Consider the following 15,454-nt stretch of genomic DNA (forward strand, 5'->3'; position numbering starts at 1 on the left):
GGGTGCGGACAGGATAGCCGTGGTTCAGTCGTCGACCCGCTCGAAACTCATCAGGAGGACGTCGCGGCGCACGGTCCGATCATCTCCCTCGATCGGCGAGGTGTCGTGGACGTATGCCCGGTCGTCGAGGAACAGGCTGTCCAACGGCTCGGTCAGTGTCATCACAGTGCTGCTGCCGTCGGCGTCGGCGACCACCGTGGTCACTCCGCCGCCGTCGACATCCCGCTCGATCAGGTGAATGGAGATGAAGTCGAACCCGTCGCGGTGCCGGCCCTCGGGCACCGGCGTCCCCGCGTGTCCGGCGCCACCGAGTATGCGGATCTGATGCACATTGATCAGGACGGGGCCGGGCAGGCCGAGGACCCGAGTCACGCCGGTCCGGGCGAGCGCGCCGAGGACCCGCGTCCCGGTGTCGTCCCAGACCACCGGTGCGAATCGGCGTGACAAACCACCGAACAGCGGGTTGTGCGCCGGATCCTGGAGGTAATCGCCGGTCGGCAGGACGGAGACATCACCGGCGCCGTCGATCAGGAGCCGGCCGTGCCGACGGAAACGGTACGGCGTGTCCGCCTCGACATAGGGGTCGGGTGGCAGGCTGTCCCAGGTGCCGGCGAAGGAGGTGAGATCGCTTTCGACACCCGTCATCGCCAGCACGGTGTGACCCGCCAGGAAGACGCAACCGTCCATGCGTCCAGCCTCACCGCTCATCGCAATAGGCGCCTTTCGATGTCGCTTTCCCGACAGCATCCGCTCGGCGCCGAGGCCGGCTCCTGGGCGGGTCAGTGCTCGCGAACGAGAATTTCGGGGAGTTGGCGGTCGGTGTCGGCGACCTGGGTGAGCTTGGCGGCGACCGGCGCGAACAGGCGGGAGGTCAGGAGCTTGTCGGCCACGCCGCGGGCGGCGAGGCCGAGGCGGGTCCGCGGGTACGCGAAGTACTCCAGCCCCGGCGGCAGCTTCTGCACGTCGTCGACCAGCGGGCGCATCCACTTCTCGTACGCCGCCAGGGCCGCCGGCGGCTCCTCCGTGGTCAGATAGGCCGCTAGGACGTACCCGCTGATCAGCGCGAGGGAAGCACCTCCGCCGCCCATCGGGGTGACGCACCAGGCGGCGTCGCCGGCCAGGACCACGCGGCCGCGGTGCCAGGTGGACATGCGGATCTGGGTGAGGTGGTCGATGTAGACGTCGTCGGAGGTGTCGAAGGCGTCGAGGATGCGCGGCGCCTCCCAGCCCGCATCGGCGTATCGTTCCCTGACCCGGGCGAGCGCCTCGGGCCGGTCGAGGCCCGTGAGGTCCTCGCTGCGGGCATAGGAGAGGATCGCGCGCGTGGTGCCGTGGTTGTCGGGGCGCAGGTGGATCTGACGCCCGCCGACGGTGTTGTACCAGCGCCAGCGGTCGTCGTCGGCCGGGGTGCGGGGGATCGTGCCGAAGACCATGGTGATGCCGAGCTCGTGGCGGTCGACCTCCGGGCCGAAGAGCCTGTCGCGGGTCGCCGACCGCACTCCCTCGGCGATGACCACCAGGTCGGCCGGCAGCGTGCGGCCCGCGACCGTGGTGACGGTGTCGCCGGTCACCTCGTCGATCGTGTCGCCGTAGAGCATCGCGACGCCGTCCGGCAGGTGGTCCAGGATGGTCCGGGCGAAGTCGCCGCGCAGCACCTCCAGCTCGGCCGTCGCGGCGTCCGGACCCTCCGACGGCAGCTCGGCGCGCACCCGGCCGGACGCGTCGACCAGGACCGTGCCGGTCTCGGTGGTGTTCTGGGCCTTGATCGCGTCGAAGAGGCCCATCCGGCGGAGGACTTCGCGGGCCACACCGCGCACGTCGACGTTCTGGCCGCCGTCGCGGAAGGCCGGCGCGCGCTCGATCACGGTCACGTCCCACCCGGTGCGCCGCAGCCAGAAGGCGGCGGACAATCCGGCGATGCTGGCCCCGGAGATCACTGCTGAAGGCATAGCTGCTCCCTGAGTGCTTGACAGCGAAGAGATGCTTTACAGTGAAGCTACTACACAGTGAAGGAAGTTGCATGGGGACCGTGGACCCGCTCACCGCCGACTGGCTGCCCGAGCAGACCGCCGCGATGCAGCGGCTCCGCGACTGGGCCGTCAGCTTCGCCGAGCTCAACCAGCACCTGGCCACGTGGATGAGCCTGCCCACGTCGGACGCCAACGCCCTGGGCCACATCATCTGGGCGGCCGAGGACGACCGGCCGCTGACGCCGGCCGACCTCTCCCGGCAGATCGGCATGACCTCCGGCGCCACCACCGTGCTGCTCAACCGGCTCGAGTCGGCGGGCCACATCCGCCGCAGCCGCGAGCACGCCGACCGTCGCCGCGTCACCCTGCGCCCCGAGCCGGACGCCCGCGAACAGGCGCGCGCCTTCCTCGCCTTCGCCGGCGCCGAGATCGCCGAGGTCCTCACCAGCACCGGTACGGAGGACCTGCGTCACGTGGTCGCCTTCGTCGAGCGCCTCACCGAAGCCAGCGACCGCGCGAACAAACGCCTCTCAGCCGCGCGCGGAGCAAAGCAGCCCGACGCGTAGAAAAGCGATCCCACCCGCGGCGTCGCGCAGGAAGTCGACGTGACGCCGCGGCGCGGACACCCCGGGCACCAGGAAGCTGTCGCCGCCGAACGGCACCGCCCGCACCCCCGAGACCACGAGCGCGTCACCGTCCGCGACGACCTCGTGCTCGCCGTACCTTCCGGCGTACGCGTCCAGGTCTTCCCGCAGCGGCCCGCCCCTCGGCGCCCGCTCCCGCAACCCCGTCGCCACGTCGACCGCATCCAGCGCGATGTCCAGCACAGCGTCCTCGAGCTGCGGCCCGCGCCCGCCCCGGCGATCGCCGACCGCGAGCACCGCCACCGCCGTACGCCGGGCCGGCACCGACCACAACCGCGTCCGGAACCCGCCGCTCACCCCGCTGTGCCCCGTCACCAGCGTGCCGTCCGCCGCCCGCCACGCCTCCCAGCCCGGCCCCCAGAACCGCCCGCCGTACACCTCGGCGAACGGCGCCTCACCGAGCACCCCGAGATGGCCGAGGGCCCCGCCCGGCCAGGTCGCAGCGGCCAGCGCCAGCACATCGCCCACCGTCGCCCGCAAGCCCCCCGACGGTACGCGCACCCGCGGCATCGCCAGGTACGAGTTGCGGGCCGGATCGGGGTCGTCGTGAGCCAGCAGCGCGGGATCGTCGCGCCACGGCCGGCTGTCGGCGCCGGTGACCCCCGCCGGGTCGAGCACCAGCTCGCGCAGGCCCCGCGCGAAGGGACGCCCGCTCACTGCCGCCGCGTGCGCGCCGGCCAGCCAATACCCCGGATTCGCGTACGACCAGGGCGCGCCCAGCCACTCGATCAGCTCAGGATGCTCCGCGTACGCCGCCGGGGCGCCGTCCCCGTTCCCGAACCGCTCGATCCCGCCCTCGTAGCCGGGCCCTGCGCCACCGGTGTGCCGGAGCAGCTCCCGCCACGTCGCGTCACGCCACGCGCGTGCGTCCAGGTCGAGATCTCCCCGCGCGTGCAGGGCGTGCAGCAGAGCCGCGGTCGCCGGCTTGGTGATCGACGCCACGGGAAACGGTGTGTCCGCCGTCAGGGGCGCCCCGCCCGGCCCGCGCAGCCCGGCCACCCGCACGTCGACGTGGTCCCCGCGCCGCACCCCGAGCACGATCCCGGCCGCCGCCCCGCCGCGCACCGCATCGATCAGTTCCACGACGTGATTCTGCTACTTGCGGCCCTTCTCACGCTCGGGTGTGCCGTCGGGGTAGGCGCCCGACGGGCCGTGGTAGCTCTCGCCGTCCACGTACGGGGCGTCGTTCGGCTGGCATCCGTGCAGGCCCAGCGTCTGCTGCTGCATGACCGGCGCCGGCTCGCCCGGGCCGGGACACAGCTCGTGCCCGTGGCCCAGCCGGTGGCCCACCTCATGATTGACCATGTACCGGCGGTAGGACGCGAGATTCTTCCCGTACGAGGGGACGCCCTCGACCCACCGCGCGACGTTGAGCACCACCTTGTCGCCGCTGCGGCACGACGTGTAGCCGTCCGGCACATCGCGGCACAGCTCGTCGCGGGTGTCCGGCGTCGCCAGATAGAGCGTGAAGTCGTACGCCTGGCCGGGCCCCACCCGCTTGAAGCGCCACTGCCCGCCGGCGGTCCACCCGTCGTCGGCCCCGAGCGTGGCCGCGACCGCGGTGGCGAACGTCGCCGCGGGCAGCCCCTTGATGTCCCGCTCCACCAGCACCCGGTAGCGCAGCAGCGTCCCGCCCTGCCCCGATGCCGGCCCGGTCTGCCCGGCCGCCGCCAGCCACCGCCGCGACCCGTCCGCCGGATACGTGATCCGCGCCGCGGCGGGCTTCGACCGTACGGGAGCGGTGTCCGGCGCCGGCTCGGTGTCCTCGTCCACCGTCGCCTGCTGCCGATCGCCGCCGGCCCCGGTCCCGTGCACCTGAGGCGCCCGGAAGCTCCCGCACCCCGCCAGCACCCCCACCGCCACGACGGCGGCGATCACTCTCGGCAGACCCAACGACATGCTCAACCCATTTCGGCAAGGAACCCCGGCGCCCACAGTGACGCATGCCCCGCCCCGAAGGTTGCATGCTCAGCTAATCACCACTCCCTGACCTGGCATTTCGGTGATTCTCGGCACGTACCCCCCAGCACTCGATCGCCACCGCCCCGACCCGGCCGCGGCCACGCCGTCGTGCAGCAGCGTTGCCCACCGCCCGAGCCCGCCGGAGCGCGAAGTCGAGCAGCGCCAGGCTGCGGTCGGCGGTGTTCGCCACGTGCGCGGGTCCGCGCAAACCGCCGGTAGCTGTCGAGATGTCTTCTCCGAGCTGGTGCATGGTCGCGGCCGCAGAAGCCGGGCGGGGAACGGAGAACGCCGCTGCGAATTCCACGGGGGAAGAACTCGCAACGGCGTGACCTCAATGTAGGCCGCTCGTCCCGCCTTGTCCAGCGGTGCGGACCGGCAGGGACAGCAGCGCCCGCGAGCGGTAGGAGTCGCGCCATCTGAGCTCGGCTGCGGGGACGGCCAGGGTGAGGCCCGGGAGGGCGCGCAGGACGGCGCCCAGCGCCACCTCGGCTTCAAGCCGGGCCAGCGGCGCGCCGACGCAGTAGTGGATGCCGTGGCCGAAGGTCAGCTGGGCGGTGGTGTCGCGGTGCGGGTCGAGGGAGTCCGGGTGGGGGTAGCGGGCGGGGTCGCGGTCGGCGGCGGCGATGGCGATCATCACGGTGTCGCCGGCGGGGATGGTGACGCCGGCGAGCTGCGTGTCCTGCTTGGCGAAGCGGCGGATGGAGACCGGGGCGGGCGGCTCGAAGCGCATCAGCTCGCGGACCGCGTTCGGCAGCAGGGCCGGGTCCTGGGCCAGTTCCGCCCACTGCTCGGGGTGCTGGAGCAGCGTGAGGACGCCGGTGCCGATCAGGTGCACCGAGTTCTCGTAGCCGGCGACGAGGATGAGGAAGGCCAGGGAGGTCAGCTCGTCCTCGCTGAGGCGGTCGTCGTCGTCCCGCGCGGCGACGAGGGCCGACAGGATGTCCGTACCCGGACCGGTCCGCTTCTCGGCGATCAGCTGGGTGAGGAAGGCGACCAGCCTGCCCACCGCGCGGGCCGGAGCCGCCGGGTCGTCCTTCGGCGGCGCGAGCATGGTGCCGGCCCAGTCGCCCAGGTCGGCGCGGCGCTCGGCGGGAATGCCGAGCACGTCGCAGATGACCGCGACCGGCAGCGGGACGGCGAAGTCGCGGACCAGGTCGCCGCCTCCGGCCGCGGCCACGGGCGCGAGCAGGGCGGCGGCGACGCGTTCGACCTCGGGTCGCATCGCTTCGACGCGGCGCGGCGTGAAGGCCTTGCCGACCAGCCGGCGCAGCCGCGTGTGGTCCGGCGGATCCAGATTGAGCAGGTTGTTGTCCAGGGCCGGCGGGAGACCGAAGCCCTTCCAGGCGCCCTCGCCGGCGTGGGTCTTGCTCAGCGACAGGCGCGGGTCGGCCAGGGCGGCGCGGGCGTCGTCGTAGCGGGTGACGATCCACGCGTACGCGCCGTCGGGCAGGGCGAAGCGGTGGATCGGGGCCTCGTCGCGCAGGCGGGCGTAGACGCCGTGCGGATCGGTGACGATCGAGTCGGGGAGCGGGGCGGCGGGGACGGTCACTGGGGGGTTTCCTTCGCGGTGGTCAGGCCCTCGACCTCGAGGAGCTGCTCGAAGATGGTGGTCATGGCGGCCTGGCTGCGGTCGGAGAGGCCCGCGCCGGCCAGGACGTCGCGGAGGCGGCCCGGCGGGGGCGGGGTGGCGTCGTCGACGAAGTAGCCGACCGGGACCTCGAAGGCGATGGCCAGGGCCTTGAGGTGGCTCAGGCGCGGGTCGGTGACCTTGCCCTGGCGCAGCTCGCCGATGTAGGCGCCGCTGATGGTGACCGGGCCGACCGTGCGGTGGATGCGGTCGGCGACCTCGCCGGGGCCGTTGATGCGCTCGGCGACCTCGCTGTTGAACCATTCGCGGCCGGGGCGGCCGCGCTGGATCTCCTCCGGTCGCGGGCGGACGGTCGCGAACAGACGGTTCAGTCTGGCCGCCAGCGAGCCCGGTGGGTGGGCCATGGTTCGCCTCCCCCTTTGATAAACGCCTGTTGAATGCCCGCGACTCGCGCGTGCGACGCTGGGCTGCGGAAACGCGACCCCGCGCGGATCGTCACTCAACAGGCGTTGCGTGCGTGCCAGGAGTGAGCGTAATGTTCCCCTCCCACGATGCCACCCGCGGGCTCGACTGTGGAGGGTCGCCGCCGGGGGGAACGGGTTAGCGGCGCATTCAGGGGCAGACGACGGGCCACGGCCCGGAGTCGTGCGCCGCACACGGCCTGACGCCGGGCGCCGGGCTGCACCGGCGACCCGGCCGGGCCGGCCCTGACCACACAGCGGCGCGCTGAACAAAGGGCGCGCTGAACAAAGGGCGCGCTACAGAGCGGCCCGCACCGCCGGCGCGATCTCCGCCGCCCACCGCCCCAGCGACACCTCGTCCGGCGTCCCGCCGCCGGGGGAGAAGAGCATGAACCCGCCGGCCCCGTGCGACACCACCGCCGACGTCAACTCCTCGACCCACTGCGCCACGGACCCGCCCACCCACCGCCCGTCCCCGTCGCGCGGGGCGGCCAGCGGCGCGTCGGTGATCCGCCCCGGCAGGTTGTAGACCGTCCGGATGTCGCCCGGCTTGCGCCCCACCGCCCGCGCCGCCTCGTCGATGATCGGCCGCGACTGCCGATACCGGCTGCTCAGCCAGTCGGCGGCGTGCCCGGGGATCCAGCCGTCGGCGACGCGCCCGGTGGCGGCGAGCGACTTCGGCCCGACCGAGCCCGTCCACACCGGCGGCGCCGGGGCGTCCGCCGGTTCGAGCCCGCTGACCTGGTAGTACGTACCGTCGAAGGTGACCGGCGCCCCGCCGCCGCCCAGCAACCGGATCAGGGTGATCGCCTCCTCGAAGGCCTCGACGGCGGCCGCGGGGGTGAGCTGCGGCACGCCCATGCTCGCGATGCGGTCCCAGCGGCCGCCCGCCCCCGCGCCCAGCACGATCCGCCCGCCCGACAGCGTGGCCAGGGAGGTCACCGTGCGGGCCAGCATCGCGGGCGGCCGCAGCGGCAGGTTCGTCACGTTGGCCAGCCCGGCGAGCCGCTCGGTGCGACCCAGGATCAGGCTGATCGCCGCGTACGCGTCCAGCCGCGCCCCCAGATACGGATGGTCCGACAGTGAGAACAGTTCGAGCCCCTCGCGGTCGGCGAGCCCGGTCAGCCGCAGGAGCCCGGGCGCCTCCGCCACGGTCGAGTGGGCCCCGAAACCGAATACCACGTCCGTCATGATTGCCTCCCCGTTCGTAGTTCGTACTACGAACTAGAACCTACCAATAGACTCGCCGAATGGACATCGTCGCGGCCCTCGTGCGGACGTCGTTCCTGGTGGACGCGGTCTACACCGAGTCCGCCCGGGAGTACGGCATCACCCAGCAGCAGGGCCAGCTCCTCTGCGTGCTGATGCCCCGCGCCTATGCGATGGGCGAGCTGAGCACCACGCTGCGCCTGGCCAAGTCCAGCCTGAGCGGCCTGGTCGACCGCACCGAGCGCCTCGGACTCGTGCGCCGGGAGCCCGACCCGCGCGACACCCGCGGCGTCCTCGTGGGGCTGACGGCCGACGGCGACCGGCTCGCCCGGCAGTTCTACGACGAGACGTGCCGCCGGATCGCCGAGCTGCCCGCCGGGCTGGCCGGCGGCGACCGGGAGACCCTCGCCGGGCTGCTCGCCCGGGTGGTGCTCGGCAACGAGGTGCCGGTCGTCTTTCCCGCCGGAGCCGGAAAAGATCCCGCCGGAGCCGGAAAAGAGTGACCCGGGCTCAGGTATCAGCAGGTCAGGACGCGGGTAAGGGCAGGTAGTGTCGGCAGGGCGGCGCCGCGGGGCGCGAGGGGGACGTGATGACGGAGTGACCAGCGATGTCGGCTGACGAGCCGCTGACCACCGGGCTGTTCACCGGTGGCGAGACCGGGCGGCTCATGGCCCGGCTCGACTGGTCGCGCACCCCGCTCGGGCCGGTGGACGACTGGCCGCAGAGCCTGCGCGCCGCCGTCGGCATCGTGCTGTCCTCCCGCTATCCGATGCTGCTGCTGTGGGGCCCCGAGTTCACCCAGCTCTACAACGACGCCTACTCCGCGCTCATCGGCGACCAGCACCCGCGGGCGCTCGGCGGCGACGTGCGGGTCACGCTCGAGGCGGGCTGGGACGTCCTCGAGCCCCTGATCAGCGAGGCCATGGCGACCGGCGTGGCCAGCTGGGTGCCCGCGCTGCAGCTCGCGCTCGAACGGGCCGGGTACCGCGAGGAGGCGTACTTCAGCGTCTCGCACGCCCCGGCCCGCGACGACGCCGGGCGTACGGCCGGCGTCCTCACCGTCTGCAGCGAGGTCACCGAGCAGGTCGTCGGCCAGCGCCGGCTGCGGCTGCTCCGCGAGCTGTCCGTGGGCAGCGGCAGTGTCGCCGAGACCACCGAGCGCCTCGTCGCGGCCGTCGCCGGGCACCCCCTCGACGTGCCGTTCGCCGCGATCCGCCTCAGCGACGGCAGCGTGACGGCCACCCACCCCGGCATCGCGCCGGAGGTCGACCCGCCCGGCTCCCTGCAGGTGCTCGACGTGCCCGCCGGCCTGACCGTCCCCGGCGGCCCGTGGGGCGACCCCGTCCGCCAGATCGTCGCCGTGCCGCTGCCGTCGGGCGAGTCCGGCCGCCCGCTCGGCGTGCTCGTCGCCGCGGTCAGCCCGAGCCGCGGTCTCGACGACGACTACCGCTCGTTCTTCGAGCTGCTCGGCCGGCAGGTGTCGGTCGCGGTCCGCAACAGCCTCGCGTACGAGGAGGAGCGCCGCCGCGCCGAGAAACTGGCCGAGCTCGACCGGGTCAAGACGGCCTTCTTCACCAACGTCAGCCACGAGTTCCGGACGCCGCTGACCCTCATGCTCGGCCCGCTCGCCGACGCGCTCGACGACACCGGGGAGCCGCTCGGGCCCCGCCAGCGTGAACGCGTCGACGTGGCCCGGCGCAACGCGACCCGGCTCCTCACCCTGGTCAACAACCTGCTCACCTTCTCCGGGCTGGAGGCGGGCCGGGCCGGCACCACCCCGCGCCCGGTCGACCTGGCCCGGCTCACCGCGGGGCTGGCCGGCGTGTTCCGGGCCGCGGTCGAGCGCTCCTCGCTGCGCCTGGTCGTCGACTGCCCGCCGCTGCCGCGGCCCACCGCCGTGGACCCGGCGCACTGGGAGACCATCGTCACCAACCTGATCTCCAACGCGCTGAAGTTCACGTTCGTCGGCGAGATCCGCGTGACGCTCGACAGCGACGACGACGGCGTACGCCTGCGGGTCTCCGACAGCGGCATCGGCATCGACCCGGGCGACCAGGCCCAGCTCTTCGACCGCTTCCACCGGGTGCAGGGGGCCCGGTCGCGCAGTCACGAGGGCAGCGGCATCGGGCTCGCCCTGGTCCGCGAGCTGAGCCGGCTGCTCGGCGGCGACGTCACCGTGGCCAGCACGCCCGGCCGCGGCAGCACGTTCACGGTCACGCTGCCCTGGCCGGCCGTGGCCACGGACGGCCCGGCCGAGTCCACGCCCCTCGGCGGCGCCGCGCTCGCCCTCGCGGAGGAAGCCCTCAGCTGGACCGTCGCCGACAGTCCCGCCGCCGGCGACACCGGCACGCGGATCCTGGTGGCCGACGACAACGCGGACATGCGGGCGTACCTGATGCGTCTGCTCGCCGATCAGCGGTGGCAGGTGCAGGGCGTGGCCGACGGGCGCGCCGCGCTCGAGGCGGTGCGCCACGACCCGCCCGACCTGCTGGTGACCGACGTGATGATGCCTGGGCTCGACGGCTTCTCGCTGATTCGCGAGCTGCGGCGCGACCCCGCCACCCGGGCGCTGCCGATCCTGGTGCTGTCCGCCCGGGCCGGCGGCGAGTCCGGGGCCGAGGGCATCGACGCCGGCGCCGACGACTACGTGGTCAAGCCGTTCACCGCCGCGGACCTGCTCGCGCGGGTGCGGGGGGCGCTGCGGCGCGGGCGGCCGCAGGCGCCGGTCGAGGGCTCCGGGCGTACGGCCGCGGCCGCCGCCACCACCGCGGTGATCGCCTCCGGCCGCGCCCTCGAGGAGGCCGTCCGCTCCGCCACCGACCAGGCCCGCGCCCTCCTGGGCGGACTGCGCGCGACCACCGTGCTGCAGGCGGGCCCCGGGCGCGACGCCCTCACGTTCCACAGCGACGCCGGGGACAAAGACACCCGTACGGACGACGCGGCCGACGTCGTCGTGCCGGTGCGCAGCGGTACGGGCGAGAACCTCGGCTCCCTCACCGTGCTCCTGCCCGGCACGTCGCCGTCCGCCCGCGCCGCCAGCACGCTCGAGCCCATCGCCGTGACCCTCGCCGCGCTCGCCGAGAGCCGCTGGGAGCTCAGCCACGAGCGGCAGATCGCCGCCACCCTCCAGCACAGCCTGCTGCCGCCCACCTTGCCCGCCCTCCCCGGCTGGGAGCTGGCCGCCCGCTACCGGCCCGTCTCCGGCGGCGTCGGCGGCGACTGGTACGACGCGTTCACCCTCCCCGGCGGCGACCTGCTGCTCAGCGTCGGCGACGTCGCCGGCTACGGCCTGGGTGCCGCGGTCACGGCGGCCCAGCTGCGCAACGCCGTCCGCGCGTACGCGGGGGAGGAGCCGGAGCCGCCCCGCATCCTCGACCGTCTCGTCGCCATGCTGTCCCGGCTCAGCACCCCGCACTACGCGACCGTGCTGCTGGCCCGGCTGACCCCGGCGACCGGCGAGCTGGTCTGGTGCTCCGCCGGGCATCCCGCCCCGGTGCTGCGGATCCCCGGGCGCCGGGCGCAATGGCTGCGCGGGCACACGAGCCCGCCGCTGGGCCTGACCTCCGCCACGTACACGGTGAACCGCACCGAGATGCCGCCCGGCGCCGTCCTCGTCGCCTTCACCGACGGCCTGGCCGGTGACCGCCGCGGCGACCTCGGCCTCGGCGTGGGCCGGCTCCTCGCCCGCTGCGACGCGGCCGGCGACGCCGTCTCCGCCGCCGGCCTGATCGACACCGTGGTCAAGGGCGCCGCCGACACCGACGACGTGGCCGCGCTGGTGGTCCGCCACCTGCCCCGCCTCGCCGCCGCCGCGGCGACCGCCCCGGACGACATCGACCGGCACTGGACCTACCCGCTGGAGCCGACCGCCTCGGCGGCCCTGCGCCGCGACCTGCGCGCCGCCCTGGCCGGCCCGGTCACCGACGACGACCTGATGCAGGACCTCCTCATCGCCGCCACCGAGGCCGTCAACAACGCGGTCGAGCACGCCCAGCAACCCACCCGCCCCGACGTCGACGTCCGCCTCCGCGTCGCGGGCGGCGTCGTCCACCTCAGCGTCCGCGACTACGGCACCTGGCGCGCCCGCCCGGCCCCCGCCGACCGCGGCCGCGGCGCCCTCCTGATGAACGCCTACGGCGCCGTCAACGTGACCTCCACCGCCACCGGCACCGTGGTCGAGATCGAGCGCAGCCTGACCCCCTGAACCGCCGGCCCGCGCTACGCGTCGGCGACCTCGCCGTAGGGGTAGCCGATCCACGGGCCGGCGCCCTCGGCCGGGCAGTGGTCGTCGATCGCCTTCTTGACCACGACGTAGTCGGCGGGCGCGCGCCGGTACATCAGGCCGACCAGGTCGACGTCGCGCTCGACCCGCCCGTCCGCCCAGCGCGCGTCGTAGTGCAGCACCCGCCGGGGCCGGCGCCGCCACCGGGACTTCTCGACCCGCGCCTCGGCCCGGAACGCCACGGGATACTCGTCGCTCACTGTCCCATGCTGTCATGACAGCGCCGTGTGGCCGGCCCGGCGGCGGAGGAGCTGGTCTACCTGTACGGAAAGCGGAACCCGGCGCTGCTCGCCCAGTACGGCGCCTACTTTCGTAAGCTCTTCGCCGGCTGGGCGTCCGTCACGTCGCCCGGGCTCCGGCGCGTGGTGGAGGGGATCTGATGCAGGTCGACCTGGTGGCCCTGATCGTGGACGACTACGACCCCGCGATCGCCTTCTTCACCGGGGTGCTCGGGTTCGAGCTGGTCGAGGACTCGCCGTCGCTGACCAACGACGGGCGGCCGAAGCGCTGGGTCGTGGTGCGCCCGCCCGGCGCGCAGACGGGGCTGCTGCTGGCCCGCGCGGACGGGGAGCACCAGAGCGCCGCCGTCGGGACCCAGGCGGCGGGCCGGGTCGGGTTCTTCCTCCGGGTCGACGACTTCGACGCCGCGTACGGGCGGATGGCCGACGCCGGGGTGACGTTCGTGCGGGAGCCGCGCGCCGAGCCGTACGGGCGGGTGGCGGTCTTTCTCGACATCGCGGGGAACAAGTGGGACTTGCTGGGACCCGGCCGGTCCGGCTGATCTTCGCGCCCGGGGGAACGCGAAGATCAACGGGCGGTGGAAGGTGGGCCCGGGGCAGGACCGGACCGGCCGGGGGCTTCTACAGCGTGGCCGTGCAGGGCGTGCCGTTGAGGGCGAATCCGCTCGGCGCGCCCGGGGATCCGGTGAAGGACGCCTGGAATCCGGTCGTCACCGAGCCGCCGTTGGGCAGGCTGCCCGCCCACGACGGGTTGGCCACGGTGACGGTGGTGCCGGACTGGGACCAGACGCCGTTCCAGCCGTTGCTCACGCTGACCGTCGAGCCGACCGTGAAGGTCAGGCGCCACGACGCGAGCGGCGGGCCGCTGTTGGTGATGCGCAGGTCGGCCGTGAAGCCGGTCGCCCACTGATTGCTCGTGTACGCCACCGAGCACGCCCCCGGGTTCGCCGGGGTCGAGGCGCTGGGAGTGACCGAGGGCGTCACCGGCGTGGTGGTCACGGGACCGGCGGCCACCGCGAGGTCGTAGGCGCGCTGCGGCACGAACTGGCCCGCCGCGGCGATGCAGCCGTCCGCCTCACCGGGCAGTTTGATCCACAGGTACGCGTCCAGGATCGGATCGGCCACCTGATCGGTCGACGGCGTCCCGATCGCCCGGCCCGCCGGGTCGCACCACTCGCTGCCCGCGGGGCCATTGCCGTTGCGCGACGTGTCGATGACGCCCTTCAGGCCGCTCACGCCGGTCGCGGCGATGACGTTGCGGACGTACGGGATGCTCTCCGCCGTGGTCCGATAGTTGGACACGTTCACGGAGATGCCGTCCGCGCTCGTGGCGATCTCGGCCCGGTTGAGCCGGGCGGCGATGTCGGCCGGGGCCAGCCACGCCGAGTGTCCCGCGTCGAAGTAGACCTTGGCCCGCGCCGAGGCCGCCTTCAGCTTCTTCCCCGCGTACGCCATGGACGCGTACACCTGGTTCTGCAGGTCCTGGCTCTGACAGGTGCTCATCAGGGCGAGCACGTCGGGTTCCAGGATGATGGCGGCGGGGCGGCCCTGCAGTCCCGCCGCGACCCGGTCGATCCAGGCCCGGTAGGACGCGTGGTCCGGGGCGCCGCCCGAGCTCGCGCCGGAGCAGTCGCGGCCGGGGATGTTGTAGAGCACCATGATCGGCGTCTTGCCGGCCTGGGCCGCGGCGGCGGTGAAGCCGTCCACCTCGGCCTGGACGGTGGCCGGGTTGTAGGAGGCGAACCAGCGTGCCTGCGGGACGTTCGCGATGCGGTCCCGGATGACGGCGGCGCGGGAGTCGTTCGGGTTGGCGGCGACCCAGCGGGCCGCGCTGGTCTGCGGATCGACGTAGTACGGGGACTCGGCGGCGTCGGCGGCCGGCGCGGCGAGCATGGTGACACCGGCCACCGCGACGGAGGCGAGCGCGGCGGCGAGGACGTGACGTGGACGCACGGGAACTCCAAGGGGATGGCGGGCCCGCGGCGGTGGATCCACGGGCCCGCACCGGGAAGGGTCAGACGGGCGCGCAGGCCAGGTCGGGCAGCGCGGCGGGTCCGGTGCCGCTGCCGAGGAAGCCGACCGTGGCCGTGCCTCCGGCCGCCAGGCTGCGGTTCCACGACTCGGGGCTGACCGTCGCCGCGGTGCCGGCGGTGCTGATGACGCCGCCCCAGGCCTGGCTCGAGCTCTGGCCACCGGGCCAGGTGAAGCGCACCGACCAGTTCGCCAGGGCCGCGGCCGCGGTCACCTTGATCTCACCCTGGAAGCCGCCGGTCCACGAGCTGGTCAACGTGTACGCCGCCGAGCAACTGCCGTTCGACGGCGGCGGCGTGGTCGGGTTGGACGGCGGCGGCGTGGTCGGCTGCGTCGTACCGTCGCCGACCCCGGTCACCTCGCCGTTGCCGCCGTCGAACACCACGTCCGAGCAGCCGTAGAACGTCTCCTGGCTGTCCGAGCGGGCCCACACCGAGTAGATGAGGTGCCGGCCGCTCTTGCCCGACGGCAGGTTCGCCGTCCACGAGTAGCGCCCGTCCTCGGTGCCCGGGCCGCCGATCGACTCGGGGTTGGTCACCGTGGAGAACGGCTGGGACTCCAGGTCGCTCCACGCCAGCGCCCGGGTCGGGCTCCACGTGTCCTTGGTGATGTAGAGCCGGAAGGTGCCCGGGTGCTTGGCCCAGTTGTTGTAGTCGAAGCGCAGCGCCGCACCCGACGTCAGGTGCGTCACGGGCCAGTCGTTGCGGGCCAGGTTGAAGCCGGTGAAGTCGTACGGGCCGCCGGTCCCGCCGCTGCACGGCTGGCCGTCGGGGATGAAGCCGGAGGTACGCCCGGCGCCGTCGGAGCGCAGCACGGCGAACCAGTTGTACATCGAGCTCGGGCCGCTCTGGGCGATGGCGGCCGCGCACGCCGGGTTCTTGGGCTGGACCTGACCGGTCGCGCCGACACTGTCCTTCCAGCACAGGTACGTACGGCTGCCGGGCACCATCATCGCGCCGTGCGCCTCGGCCGGGCCGCTGGTCAGGACCACCACCCCGGCGGTCGCGGCGAGAATCGCGCTCGCCGCCGCCATCAGGAATCTGTTGCGGACTTTCATGCGGGTTCCCC

Annotated in this window: 15 protein-coding genes; 5 read left to right on the plus strand and 10 right to left on the minus strand. The window is 73.8% G+C overall.

The window, feature by feature from the left end; all coding sequences use genetic code 11:
• Nucleotides 1-24: 24 nt before the first annotated feature.
• The gene (locus tag RAN62_RS08535) at nucleotides 25-747 is read right to left on the minus strand and encodes a 2OG-Fe dioxygenase family protein (protein WP_305783966.1); all 723 of its coding nucleotides are present in this window, start codon (nucleotides 745-747) and stop codon (nucleotides 25-27) included.
• Between the two features lie 32 nt (nucleotides 748-779).
• A complete protein-coding gene (locus tag RAN62_RS08540; RefSeq protein ID WP_305783967.1) occupies nucleotides 780-1,949 on the minus strand; it encodes an FAD-dependent monooxygenase in 1,170 nt (389 codons plus the stop codon).
• Between the two features lie 71 nt (nucleotides 1,950-2,020).
• Here RAN62_RS08540 and RAN62_RS08545 point away from each other — a divergent pair, with 71 nt between their 5' ends.
• Nucleotides 2,021-2,536: a MarR family winged helix-turn-helix transcriptional regulator gene (locus RAN62_RS08545; RefSeq protein ID WP_305783968.1), complete on the plus strand. Its 516-nt coding sequence runs from the start codon at nucleotides 2,021-2,023 to the stop codon at nucleotides 2,534-2,536.
• Here RAN62_RS08545 and RAN62_RS08550 read toward each other — a convergent pair.
• The 5 genes from RAN62_RS08550 to RAN62_RS08570 form a co-directional block, all read right to left on the minus strand.
• Entirely contained in the window at nucleotides 2,501-3,697 is a 1,197-nt protein-coding gene (locus RAN62_RS08550; RefSeq protein WP_305783969.1) for a serine hydrolase domain-containing protein, read from the minus strand. The genes RAN62_RS08545 and RAN62_RS08550 overlap by 36 nt on opposite strands.
• Before the next feature lie 12 nt (nucleotides 3,698-3,709).
• Nucleotides 3,710-4,513: a DUF3152 domain-containing protein gene (locus tag RAN62_RS08555; RefSeq protein ID WP_305783970.1), complete on the minus strand. Its 804-nt coding sequence runs from the start codon at nucleotides 4,511-4,513 to the stop codon at nucleotides 3,710-3,712.
• 394 nt (nucleotides 4,514-4,907) lie between these two features.
• Complete coding sequence (locus RAN62_RS08560; RefSeq protein ID WP_305783971.1) at nucleotides 4,908-6,125, minus strand: cytochrome P450 family protein; 1,218 nt, start codon at nucleotides 6,123-6,125, stop codon at nucleotides 4,908-4,910.
• The gene (locus tag RAN62_RS08565) at nucleotides 6,122-6,568 is read right to left on the minus strand and encodes a hypothetical protein (protein WP_305783972.1); all 447 of its coding nucleotides are present in this window, start codon (nucleotides 6,566-6,568) and stop codon (nucleotides 6,122-6,124) included. Before RAN62_RS08565 ends, RAN62_RS08560 begins: the two co-directional genes overlap by 4 nt.
• Before the next feature lie 354 nt (nucleotides 6,569-6,922).
• Nucleotides 6,923-7,816 (minus strand): LLM class flavin-dependent oxidoreductase, encoded by an 894-nt coding sequence (locus RAN62_RS08570; protein ID WP_305783973.1) that lies wholly within the window; start codon nucleotides 7,814-7,816, stop codon nucleotides 6,923-6,925.
• A 59-nt stretch (nucleotides 7,817-7,875) separates the two neighbouring features.
• Between RAN62_RS08570 and RAN62_RS08575 the strand changes: the two genes are divergently transcribed.
• Complete coding sequence (locus tag RAN62_RS08575) at nucleotides 7,876-8,337, plus strand: MarR family winged helix-turn-helix transcriptional regulator (protein ID WP_305783974.1); 462 nt, start codon at nucleotides 7,876-7,878, stop codon at nucleotides 8,335-8,337.
• Between the two features lie 104 nt (nucleotides 8,338-8,441).
• Nucleotides 8,442-12,038, plus strand: a complete 3,597-nt coding sequence (locus tag RAN62_RS08580) for a SpoIIE family protein phosphatase (RefSeq protein WP_305783975.1) — start codon at nucleotides 8,442-8,444, stop codon at nucleotides 12,036-12,038.
• Nucleotides 12,039-12,052: 14 nt separating this feature from the next.
• Here the strand turns inward: RAN62_RS08580 and RAN62_RS08585 are convergent, their stop codons facing one another.
• On the minus strand, nucleotides 12,053-12,316 hold the full coding sequence (locus RAN62_RS08585; protein ID WP_305783976.1) for a hypothetical protein: 264 nt from the start codon (nucleotides 12,314-12,316) through the stop codon (nucleotides 12,053-12,055).
• Nucleotides 12,317-12,343: 27 nt separating this feature from the next.
• Between RAN62_RS08585 and RAN62_RS08590 the strand changes: the two genes are divergently transcribed.
• A complete protein-coding gene (locus tag RAN62_RS08590; RefSeq protein ID WP_305783977.1) occupies nucleotides 12,344-12,496 on the plus strand; it encodes a hypothetical protein in 153 nt (50 codons plus the stop codon).
• Nucleotides 12,496-12,897: a VOC family protein gene (locus RAN62_RS08595; protein WP_305783978.1), complete on the plus strand. Its 402-nt coding sequence runs from the start codon at nucleotides 12,496-12,498 to the stop codon at nucleotides 12,895-12,897. The genes RAN62_RS08590 and RAN62_RS08595 overlap by 1 nt, the downstream gene beginning before the upstream one ends.
• A 79-nt stretch (nucleotides 12,898-12,976) precedes the next feature.
• Here RAN62_RS08595 and RAN62_RS08600 read toward each other — a convergent pair whose 3' ends face one another.
• Entirely contained in the window at nucleotides 12,977-14,308 is a 1,332-nt protein-coding gene (locus RAN62_RS08600; protein WP_305783979.1) for a glycoside hydrolase family 6 protein, read from the minus strand.
• A 61-nt stretch (nucleotides 14,309-14,369) separates the two neighbouring features.
• The gene (locus tag RAN62_RS08605) at nucleotides 14,370-15,443 is read right to left on the minus strand and encodes a lytic polysaccharide monooxygenase auxiliary activity family 9 protein (protein ID WP_305783980.1); all 1,074 of its coding nucleotides are present in this window, start codon (nucleotides 15,441-15,443) and stop codon (nucleotides 14,370-14,372) included.
• Nucleotides 15,444-15,454: the final 11 nt, after the last annotated feature.

Source organism: Symbioplanes lichenis, from assembly GCF_030709675.1.
GTDB lineage: Bacteria > Actinomycetota > Actinomycetes > Mycobacteriales > Micromonosporaceae > Actinoplanes > Actinoplanes lichenis.

What these genes read in the sequence shown, in the direction of transcription:
- RAN62_RS08565 (WP_305783972.1), bottom strand. Translation starts at nt 6,568, where the DNA reads ATGGCCCACCCACCGGGCTCGCTGGCGGCCAGACTGAACCGTCTGTTC.
- RAN62_RS08545 (WP_305783968.1), top strand. Translation starts at nt 2,021, where the DNA reads ATGGGGACCGTGGACCCGCTCACCGCCGACTGGCTGCCCGAGCAGACC.
- RAN62_RS08595 (WP_305783978.1), top strand. Translation starts at nt 12,496, where the DNA reads ATGCAGGTCGACCTGGTGGCCCTGATCGTGGACGACTACGACCCCGCG.
- RAN62_RS08580 (WP_305783975.1), top strand. Translation starts at nt 8,442, where the DNA reads ATGTCGGCTGACGAGCCGCTGACCACCGGGCTGTTCACCGGTGGCGAG.
- RAN62_RS08575 (WP_305783974.1), top strand. Translation starts at nt 7,876, where the DNA reads ATGGACATCGTCGCGGCCCTCGTGCGGACGTCGTTCCTGGTGGACGCG.
- RAN62_RS08555 (WP_305783970.1), bottom strand. Translation starts at nt 4,513, where the DNA reads ATGTCGTTGGGTCTGCCGAGAGTGATCGCCGCCGTCGTGGCGGTGGGG.
- RAN62_RS08535 (WP_305783966.1), bottom strand. Translation starts at nt 747, where the DNA reads ATGCTGTCGGGAAAGCGACATCGAAAGGCGCCTATTGCGATGAGCGGT.
- RAN62_RS08540 (WP_305783967.1), bottom strand. Translation starts at nt 1,949, where the DNA reads ATGCCTTCAGCAGTGATCTCCGGGGCCAGCATCGCCGGATTGTCCGCC.
- RAN62_RS08605 (WP_305783980.1), bottom strand. Translation starts at nt 15,443, where the DNA reads ATGAAAGTCCGCAACAGATTCCTGATGGCGGCGGCGAGCGCGATTCTC.
- RAN62_RS08570 (WP_305783973.1), bottom strand. Translation starts at nt 7,816, where the DNA reads ATGACGGACGTGGTATTCGGTTTCGGGGCCCACTCGACCGTGGCGGAG.